The organism is Bacillus sp. C28GYM-DRY-1, from assembly GCF_030519405.1.
GTDB lineage: Bacteria > Bacillota > Bacilli > Bacillales > Bacillaceae > Bacillus > Bacillus spizizenii_A.
Genome location: NZ_JAUMKF010000067.1, coordinates 1 through 433 on the forward strand (window position 1 = coordinate 1; position 433 = coordinate 433).

Consider the following 433-nt stretch of genomic DNA (forward strand, 5'->3'; position numbering starts at 1 on the left):
TCTGACGGCTGAGCGGTTCGTGGCCTGTCCTTTCGGTGACGGGCCGGGGCGGATGTATCGCACCGGTGACGTGGCGCGCTGGGCGTCGGACGGGCAGTTGGAGTTCGTGGGGCGTGTCGACGCGCAGGTGAAGATCCGCGGGTTCCGGGTCGAACTCGGCGAGGTCGAGGCGGTGTTGGCCGCCCATGCGCGGGTTGAGCGGGCCGTGGTGCTGGCGCGCGACGGACGACTGATCGGATACGCCGTCGGGGACGCGGACGCCGAGACGCTGCGGGCCTTCGCCGCCACCCGCCTCCCTGAGTACATGGTCCCGTCGGCGGTCGTCGTACTCGACGCGTTCCCGCTCACCGTCAACGGCAAGGTCGACCGCTCCGCCCTGCCGACGCCGGAGGCTGCGGTGAGTGCCGGTCGAGCTCCGGAGACGCCTGCTGAG

At 71.6% G+C, this 433-nt stretch carries 1 protein-coding gene; it reads left to right on the top strand.

Going from position 1 to position 433, the window contains the following annotated elements; genetic code table 11:
* Window positions 1-433, top strand: a 433-nt coding sequence (locus Q3W56_RS20710) for an AMP-binding enzyme (RefSeq protein WP_483298537.1), incomplete at both ends; no start/stop codon positions are given.